The following is an 8,978-nucleotide window of genomic DNA, read 5'->3' as shown; positions in this document are numbered from 1 at the left end:
TGCCAATCGCTCGCGGGAAGTCCATCTTCAAGTCCAACTGGATCCGCGATATGGGCGAGTTCTATGGCGAGAACCTGTTCCTGGCGGAGTCGTCGGCCACAACCGGGGGATTGGACAGCCTGCTCGAACCAACCGGGAACATCAGGAAAGCGCAGGAACTCGCGGCCCGTGCTTTCGGCGCCGATCACGCCTTCTACGCCACGAATGGGACGTCGTCGTCCAACAAGATCGTCGGCCAAGCGCTGCTCGAGCCGGACGACATCGTGCTCATCGATCGCGACTGCCACAAGTCCCACCACTACGCGTGTGTCCTGTCCGGCGCTCAGCCGGTGTATCTCGATGCCTTCCCACTAACCCAGTACTCGATGTACGGCAGCGTGCCGATCCGCACAATCAAGAGGGCGCTGCTCGAGCTCAAGGCAGAAGGGCGTCTTGATCGGGTCAAGGTCCTCATCCTCACCAATGCAACTTTCGACGGCCACATGGCCAACGTCGCCCGGACGATGGAGGAGTGCCTAGCAATCAAACCCGATCTGGTCTTTCTCTGGGACGAGGCCTGGTCCGCATTCGCTCGCTTCACCCCGTTGTTGCGATGGCGCACTGCAATGTCGGGTGCTGCCCATTTGCGAGCCAACCGGAGCAACCCGAAGTATCGGCAGCGCTACCAGGAATTCGCCGCGCAGGGGATTGAGATGGACATCAACGACCCCCGTGCCCTAGATGAACGGTTGATGCCTGACCCCGACCAAATGCGAGTCCGGGTTTACCAAACGACCTCGGTCCACAAGTCCATGTCTGCCCTGCGGCAGGCGTCCTTGATCTCGGTCGCAGACGATGACTACGGGGATGTCGAAGAGGCCTTCCACGAGGCCTACTTCACCCACACGTCAACCTCGCCGAATCTGCAAATCATCGCGTCGCTCGACGTCGCCCGCCGTCAAATGGAGCTGGAGGGCTACGAGCTTGCGACCCGAGCCGTTGAGTTGGCGCTCGATCTGCGCGACCGTATCAACGGCAACCCTCAGATCGCCAAATACTTCCGAGCCCTCACTCCTGCCGACATGATTCCGGAGCAATACCGACCCTCCGGCATCGAGAAATACAGCATGGCCGAAGAAGACTGGTCAACCGCCATGACCGCGATGGCCAATGATGAGTTCTTCCTCGATCCGACCAGGGTGACCGTGTTGTGCGGCGGGGCCGGGATGAACGGCACAAAGTTCAAGGCATTGCTCGCTGACAAGTACGACATCCAGATCAACAAGACCTCACGCAACAGCGTGCTCGTCCAGTTGAACATCAACAACACCAGGAGTGATCTAGCCCATCTGATCAAGTCGCTGTCAGACATTGCTCGCGAACTTGAGGCCACCGACAGTCGAAGCCGGACAGATGAGCGCGAGCGGTTCCAAGCACGAGTCGAGGACCTGCTCGATTCCCCACCACATTTGCCGGACTTCTCCGCGTTCGCGGACATGTTTCGCGACGAGCCGCGCGGCACCTCCCGAGAGGGCCACATGCGCGAGGCGTTCTACGTCGCCAACAACCCGGCAAACTGCGAACACATCGACCTTCTGGGTGACGAGCTCGATCGTCGACTGGATGAAGGCCCACCCCTGGTCGGCGCGAACTTTGTCATCCCTTACCCGCCGGGGTTCCCACTCATCGTTCCCGGTCAGATCGTCAACCGCGACATCATCGACTTTCTGCGCGCGCTCGACGTAACGGAGATCCACGGGTATGACCCGGAACGTGGGCTGAAGTTGCTGCGTCCAGAAGTTCTCGCTACCTGACTATCGGTTCATGGTGGCGTCGATCAGGGAGCGACCGAGCCGACCGTCCAACCCGTCGAGGTCTTTGCTGGCAATGCCCGCCTGCCGGAACCAGCGCTGTGGTGCTTCCGGGTGCGGCCCGACTACACCAACGCGACCTTTGCCGTAGGGCTTCACCAGTGCCGCAATCCGGCGGTTGGAATATCGAGCCAACACCCGCTCACCACGAACGCCGCTACGAGTCATATAGGGGCCGTCCTGGAAGAACACCTGCCTGGTCTGGTTGCCCCAGCGAATTGGAACAACCGTGTCGGCCGTCGAATGCGTCGTCGCGCCCTTGGTCGCGATGTACTGGCCGGTGTTGCCGGGGGAGAGCAAACCCATCCCCGGACCAGACCCGGCGAGGTAGGCACCCTGGCAGAACCCAAGGTAGCGGCCACCATGGGAGACGAATGACTTGATGGCCTGCTTGCCGGCGCTGCCCACCAGCTTGTTCGCCCGAGCCACTGAGGTGTCCCCGCCTGGCTGGGCGTACAGCGTCGCGCCGACAAATGAGGCTGCAACCAACTTGGTTCGTTCCTGCGGTCCGACGTATTCGATCCGGAAGTGGAACTTGGACGTGCGCAGGAGGTGGGCAACTGCTTCGCTGCACCCCGGACAACTTGCGGGGCCTCGGTAGACCAGTGCCAAGGGCCGAGCGCCGGATACCGCGGTCTGCGACCCGGCGACGACGTCGCTAGCACTCGTCTGCGCCACTGCGAGCGTCGCCACGCCCACAACGGCAGCAGAGAACGCGGCAACACTTCTCCTCAACCCATCCACCTCAGCATCCGTGCTCGCCAACCGCGCCGTCGCGCCGACTCTAGCTGTCATGTTCCACCGAGCGGACCAAACCAAACGTCTCTTACTCGAGCTTCACCTAAACGCCGCGCCTCCACGCGATCCCTGCGTCTACTGGCAAGCTCCTGCCAATGAGCGATCGATATGGCGCGGACGTACTCTCCAGCGATCCACACCGCCGCCCCGGACCGGCACTTCCCGTGGTCGAGGCTTCGGTAGGCCTCGTTGTCGAGTGCGCTGAGTCCGGTTTCTGCGGCTCGGTCGTCCGGACTGAGAAGTCCATCGAGGGACGAACGGTCGAATTGGAAGACCATGACGGAAAGACCCGCGTCTTTGTCATGCGCGAGGGATCGTTTCTGATCGATGGGAAGCCTGTGACACTGGCCGCCCCGCGCGTCGGCCAAGCGAGGCCCACTCGAACACTGTCCGGATCGGCAGCCGCTGCTGCGGGTCCAGCCAAAGTCGCAAGGGGCAGTCGGATCCTGGTCGAGGGAATCCACGATGGCGAGCTTGTCGAGAAGATCTGGGGCGGCGATCTGCGCGAGGAGGCGATTGTGGTCGAGCCGCTTCATGGAGCGGACAACCTCATGGAGTGGCTTCTGGAATTCGGGCCGACCCGCCATCGGAGAGTAGGCGTACTGCTCGACCACATGGTTCCCGGATCTAGAGAGCAGCGGATTGCCGACCAGGTCAGTGGACAACTGGGTGCGAACGTTCTGATAGTCGGACATCCGTACGTCGATGTCTGGCAGGCCGTGCGTCCGGCAGTCCTCGGTCTGGATTCCTGGCCGACTGTGCCACGAGGTGAGTCATGGAAGGCGGGGGTCCTGCGCGCAATCGGATGGGATCCCGACGAGCGGCTCGCGTGGCGGCGCATCATCAACTCGGTGTCAAGTTACACCGATCTTGAGCCGAGCATGCTTGGTCGGGTTGAGGAACTCATCGACTTCGTGACCGTGGATCCGTCGCTGCGCTAGTTGGAAACCCCTAGTTGGGAACCGCTAGTTGGAAACAGCATGTCGTAGCACGCTCACTGCGAAGCTCGCGTCCACCTGCCACGGCCGGACATCCCACGTCGAGAATCGCTGGTCGACTCGCAGGCCCGCCGCGGCAACGTCGTGGTCGAACTGGTCGAGTGAGTATCCGCGATCGACGCCGAAGCCAACGACGATGAACCCGTCGGGGGCTAAGACCTCTCGAAGGTTGGTCAAGACCGCGACCTCAGTTCCCTCCGCGAGGAACGTCAGGACATTGCCAGCAACCACAACAGCGTCGAACGGCTGCACCTCGTCAATTGTCGCGAGGGTCAACTCCGCAAGATCGGTAACGAGCCACTTCGGTCCAGGGTGATCGTCTATTGCCGCCCTGATCAGTTCGGGGTCGGCATCGACGCCGACGACCGTGTGCCCACGCTCGGCGAGCACCGCACCAACTCGGCCGGGCCCACAGCCTGCATCCAAGATCCGAGAGTGCGGGGCAGCCATCGCATCGATTAGGCGAGCTTCACCCGAGAGGTCGACGCCCTCGGCAGCCATCGTCCGAAAACGCTCGATGTACCACTGCGAGTGACCCTCGTCGGTTTCGGTTTGCCATTTGGTGGGTTTGGCCATATCGGCAGGCTATCCGAGGAGGCGCGCCGGCCCGACTCGACCGACGGGCGACCTACGTCGGCGCCTTCTCCATCCGCAATCGCAGAGTCTCGTAGATGGGTGGACCTTTCAGCTTGGATGCGACCAATACCGCAACTCCGGCCGCAAGCACCATCGGCACCACGACGGCTGTGGTCGCGGTCATCTCGATGATGAGCACAACGCCGGTGAACGGCGCTCGGACCGTTGCGGCGAAGAAGGTGGACATTCCCACAATGGCGAAGGCGGTAACCGACAACTGCGCACTCGGCAGAAGCGAATTGGTCACCGACGCAATGAGGGCTCCGGCTGAGGCACCAACGAGTAGCAACGGTGCGAACAGGCCACCAGGTGTACCGGCCGAGTAGGAGAAGGGGCCGAGGACCCACCGCACCGCGAAAATGATGAGCAAGGATCCGATCGGGATGCTCTCGATCAGGACCCGCTCATTGAGGCCATCGCCACCCCCGATGAGGTGTGGTGCCACCACACCGAGCAGACCTATGCACGCGCCGACAGCCGCGGCCTTGACCTCCGGCGCGACATGACTGACCTGGTCGAAGGCACGCAACATCGCCAGCACCAGCCAGTTGTAGCCGACTCCGAGTGCACCGAAGATCGCCCCAAGCAGCGCGAACACGACTAGCTGCCACGCGGGGACCGGTCGGACGACGCCAACGAGAAATATCGGTTGATGCCCGACCAACCATTGGGCAACCGCAAGTGCCACGGCGCTGCCGACGAACGTGGTTACCACGAGTTTGGTGCGGAAGGCGCGGGCCACTTCCTCGAAGACAAACAGCGCCCCACCCAGCGGCGCGGAAAAGGCGACTCCCAGGCCGGTGCCAGCAAGCGCTGCGGCTAGCGTCCGGGTGTCGTGTCGACCGAGCTTCGCGTAACGCGCCAAACCGCCGCCCACTGAAGCACCCATCTGCACAGTCGGGCCTTCTCGCCCCAACGCCATTCCAGCACCGATTGCCAGCGCCCCTCCGACGTACTTTGCGGGAATCACCTTCAACGGTGCCGGCGGTACTTCTGCCCGCATGTTCGCTTCGACCCGTTGCACTCCACTGCCGGAAGCCTCTGGGGCCCAACGAACTAGCAATCGAGCGATACCGGCCGCTAGCGCCGCAAGTGCGACGGGCAGCAGCCAGCGCCACCCAACCGAGTCCCGCGTCCAGTGAAGCAACTCATTCCACGAACGCGTGAGCTCCACCAGCACGATTCGAAAGGTGCCGCCAAGCAGGCCGGTGATGGCGCCCCCGACCACAGCGAGCAGGGCCAGGCGAGTGATCCCAGCTCGCAGGGCATCGTCGACCGGTGGTGTATCGAAGGGTCTGCCCGCTTCCGGCATGTCCGATGCCGCCGGACGAGCCGGATCTTCGGGGGTGGACACCCGCCGAGTGTTGCAAAGACCAGGCACAGCCGCTACTTCGCCGGTTTGGCCTCACCCTTTGTCGCGGTGAGTTGGGCATTCAAGACCGCCCCCAGCAGCACGACATACATCCCCAGATAGACAGCCAACATGGTCAAAATGACACCCGTGAGCGCCCCGTAAACGGCTTGGTAGTCCGGCGCGAAAGACGCGTAGATACCCAAGCCAACGATCAGTAGCGAGATCGCGACCGAGGAAACCGCGGCACCGGGCCATTGTTCTCGCCAGCTCGCATGCCAACTGATGGAGTAGCGGTAGTGAGCTCCGTAGAAGGCCGCCTGGAGTATGAGAGCAACGGGAACAACGACAATCCAGCCGAGCACCTGCGCCCACGTATCGAGTCCGACGATCCACACCGCGACGGCTGCGACGCCCAGCCAGAGCGCTCCCAGCACCAGTACCCAGACGAAGGCGAAGCCAAGGGCGCGAATCCGCGCTCGTACGTAGGGCTGGGGCGGCACGTCATAGGCGCCCTGAATCGCGCGCGTCAAACCGTAGCTGCCACTGGAAACGCTCCACAACGTGACGAGAATGGAAATGACCAGGCCAATCGAAAGGGTGCTCGCCTGACTGCTCGCGGCCACCTGCGCCTGCTGGGCCAGGACAGCTCCTAGGCTGCCGGGCGCGCGCTGGCTGATTTCCTCCACGGCATCGGCGATTTCCTGTGGATCCACCACCAGACCGAAGATGGCGATCGCTGCGATTGTCGCCGGAAACAAGGCAATGACGAGCCAGAACGCCGCACCCGCAGCCGCGAGACTGAGCCGCCCGGCGCTCTGCGCCTCGATGATTCGGCCGACAAGTTTGACCGCCCAGTACAGCAGCGGTCGTTGCTGGATCCGGGTCACTAACGCACGCTTGGCGCGCTCCGGTCGGTTGGGTGCCGGGGAGCCTGCATGGTTGGTCGCGACCGACGCGTCACCCGCCCTGTCCTGCCACCAGCCCACGGCCGGAGTCTAGGCGAGGCCGGGGCTGGTGAAGCCGCGATCAGTGGGAGGCCAGCCATTCGTCGTTGAAGCTCTTCTCCTTGACGAAGTTGTTCGCAGTCTCCTCATGCATAATGCTCTCGAGCTTCTTGCCCAGCAACGGGATGGAGACCTTGATGTCGAAGTCGGCAGTCCATATCGAGGTATCGCCATCTGACTTGATGGTCATCGTGCCCTCGGTGCCACCCGGAGCACCCTTGGTCGCGATCGAGATTGTGCAATTGCACGCGCTCCCGGAACGGGTCCACTCCTCGGTCTGAGTGACAACAGCGGTTTCGCCGATGATCTTCTTCGCGGCGCTCGGAAGATTCGCGTCGACCTCGCGTGTCGAGGAGACCGTCAGCGCGGTATCGCTTGCGTTGAACGTCAGCCATTCGACGTTCGTTGCACCAAGCGTCTCGTACTTGCTGTCCCAGTACGCGTGGTCGCAAATCATCGCCCACATCTGATCAGCACTTGCTGAGTAGGTGTCTGCGTTGGTGAACTTCTTTGACATGATTCCTCCTGATTGAGTTGTTGCCGTGAATTTGACGACGGCGCGCCCTTACGTCACTTACTGTCGATTGGCCGGCCAAGTACCTCGGCGTACATCGATCTGAACTCCTCGTCGAAGAGCTCACTGAGCCTCATAACATCAGGCACCAGAGTCTTGTCTGTTCCGAAACCAACGGTCACGCGACCGTTGTAACTGAAGATGCACACGGTCATCGGCTGATCGCCTGAGCAAGGAGCCCAGCCGAGGATTCCATCCACCCGGGTGCCGGCCAGGCTCATCGGAGTCCGCGGCCCAGGAACGTTGGTCAGGACCCCGACCGCCTTGTCGGCAAAGTAGTTGGTCAATCCAACAGCGATTTTGCGGGGCGCTTGTGAGATTGTCCGCTGGATTCCAAAGGTCAGAATCGCTTCATCGGAATTCTTGATCCGTTCCATTCGATGATGCATTTCCTTGATTCGAGTGGTGACGTCGTCAATCCCGATCGGCATCCGGAGAGCGACCAACGCAAAGTGGTTGCCAAGCTCCTTCGGGATGCCTGGCTCAACCGCCTGGACACTGACCGGAATCATCCAAATGACCTCGTCGACCCCGTCATCACCGCGCTCGCGCAAGTATCTGGTCAACGCGCCGGAAACAGCGCTGAGCATGACGTCGTTGACGGTCGTTCCCGTTGCCCTACCGATCGCCTTGACGTCCACCAATTCGACGACCGGAGCCCACCCGGCATCCTTCTCCACTGACGGGGTACCACTCCAGACGGTCTCGACGCTGCTGCCGGCAAGTAGGAGCTTTCCGACCGTGCCGACGTCGTTGGCAATTCGATTGTCCGGTGAGCTGACGAGTAGATTGACGTCCATCACACGCTCCGGGTAGCGCATCGCCTTGACTCCCAGGGTCACGAGATTCCTGCCGCCGTCAACGACTCCGCCTGCCGCGCCGACAGGGTCACCGGCTAGGGCCGTGCTGGCTACGACGCCGACGGACCCTGCCGCACCGAGCACGGTCGATGCCGTTGCGCTACCGACGTCGGCGACGCTCTTAACCGCGTTACGTGCCGTCGACCGGGCAATGGCAATTGGCGTGGTGGAGTTGCGCAGTTTCCGACCAACCGGCGGTAGGCCATCGTCTTCGATGTCGCACAAGCTGATAACTGCCTGCACCAAGCGAATCCCATCGGCAATCGAGTGATGGAACCGCGCCATTATCGCGGCACCGACAGTGCCGTCCTCGAACCGAACGTTGTTGATCAGGTGCATCGTCCACAGTGGTCCGGACTTGTCGAAGGCGATGCTGCGTTGCGACGCAACAAAGCTGCGTAAGACCATCAGGTCACCCGGCTCGGGCAGTTCAACGACCTTCAGACACTGGTTGATATCAAACGCAGAGTCCTCTTCCCACGCCCAACCATCACCGTCAACGACCGGATGAGAGCGGAATACCGGGAAGTTGGCGACGAGGCGGTCAGCGACGACGTGCCGAACAGCGTCCCAATCGGGCGTCTCGCGAAACCACATGACCGTGTCGATGACCATCAGATTGTTCGGTCGATCCATCGAAAGCCACAGTGCATCCTGCGACGTCATTGCAGCAGCGGACATACGATCCTCTCGCAAAGGCCGAACTTGATTCCGGTCCTTCAGCCTTCCCCTTCTGCGGGGGTTTGGCAACTCCTTGGACCCTGCCGGTGATCATGTTGCAGTCGACTGAGCGTCAACTTGCTTGACTCAGCTCTGCGACCAGCTCAGTCAGGAATTCGACGACGGAGGCCGCTCCGACCCGATTAGGGTCAAGGTCAGGGTTGTAGATGCAAACCGATACCCC

Annotated in this window: 8 protein-coding genes; 2 read left to right on the top strand and 6 right to left on the bottom strand. The window is 61.9% G+C overall.

Annotated elements, in window-relative coordinates; translation table 11 throughout:
* Positions 1–1,793 (top strand): hypothetical protein (locus KAZ48_05150; protein ID MBP7972165.1); only part of this gene is annotated, 1,793 nt, incomplete at its 5' end.
* Here KAZ48_05150 and KAZ48_05145 read toward each other — a convergent pair.
* Positions 1,794–2,585 (bottom strand): hypothetical protein, encoded by a 792-nt coding sequence (locus tag KAZ48_05145; GenBank protein MBP7972164.1) that lies wholly within the window; start codon positions 2,583–2,585, stop codon positions 1,794–1,796.
* Between the two features lie 158 nt (positions 2,586–2,743).
* Between KAZ48_05145 and KAZ48_05140 the strand changes: the two genes are divergently transcribed.
* Entirely contained in the window at positions 2,744–3,589 is an 846-nt protein-coding gene (locus KAZ48_05140; GenBank protein ID MBP7972163.1) for a DUF3097 family protein, read from the top strand.
* Positions 3,590–3,613: 24 nt separating this feature from the next.
* Here the strand turns inward: KAZ48_05140 and KAZ48_05135 are convergent, their stop codons facing one another.
* The 5 genes from KAZ48_05135 to KAZ48_05115 are packed head-to-tail and all read right to left on the bottom strand — an operon-like array spanning position 3,614 to position 8,740.
* Complete coding sequence (locus KAZ48_05135) at positions 3,614–4,222, bottom strand: class I SAM-dependent methyltransferase (GenBank protein ID MBP7972162.1); 609 nt, start codon at positions 4,220–4,222, stop codon at positions 3,614–3,616.
* 52 nt (positions 4,223–4,274) lie between these two features.
* The gene (locus tag KAZ48_05130; protein ID MBP7972161.1) at positions 4,275–5,636 is read right to left on the bottom strand and encodes a ClC family H(+)/Cl(-) exchange transporter; all 1,362 of its coding nucleotides are present in this window, start codon (positions 5,634–5,636) and stop codon (positions 4,275–4,277) included.
* A 32-nt stretch (positions 5,637–5,668) separates the two neighbouring features.
* Entirely contained in the window at positions 5,669–6,622 is a 954-nt protein-coding gene (locus tag KAZ48_05125; GenBank protein ID MBP7972160.1) for a YihY/virulence factor BrkB family protein, read from the bottom strand.
* Between the two features lie 40 nt (positions 6,623–6,662).
* Positions 6,663–7,157: a DUF2505 domain-containing protein gene (locus tag KAZ48_05120; protein ID MBP7972159.1), complete on the bottom strand. Its 495-nt coding sequence runs from the start codon at positions 7,155–7,157 to the stop codon at positions 6,663–6,665.
* 53 nt (positions 7,158–7,210) lie between these two features.
* A complete protein-coding gene (locus tag KAZ48_05115) occupies positions 7,211–8,740 on the bottom strand; it encodes a DUF1298 domain-containing protein (GenBank protein ID MBP7972158.1) in 1,530 nt (509 codons plus the stop codon).
* Between the last annotated feature and the right edge of the window lie 238 nt (positions 8,741–8,978).

This window comes from Candidatus Nanopelagicales bacterium (genome assembly GCA_018003655.1).
Classification (GTDB): domain Bacteria; phylum Actinomycetota; class Actinomycetes; order S36-B12; family UBA10799; genus JAGNDY01.
This window is presented reverse-complemented; position numbering and strand designations above follow the sequence as displayed.

What these genes read in the sequence shown, in the direction of transcription:
- KAZ48_05140 (MBP7972163.1), top strand. Translation starts at nt 2,744, where the DNA reads ATGAGCGATCGATATGGCGCGGACGTACTCTCCAGCGATCCACACCGC.
- KAZ48_05135 (MBP7972162.1), bottom strand. Translation starts at nt 4,222, where the DNA reads ATGGCCAAACCCACCAAATGGCAAACCGAAACCGACGAGGGTCACTCG.
- KAZ48_05120 (MBP7972159.1), bottom strand. Translation starts at nt 7,157, where the DNA reads ATGTCAAAGAAGTTCACCAACGCAGACACCTACTCAGCAAGTGCTGAT.
- KAZ48_05115 (MBP7972158.1), bottom strand. Translation starts at nt 8,740, where the DNA reads ATGACGTCGCAGGATGCACTGTGGCTTTCGATGGATCGACCGAACAAT.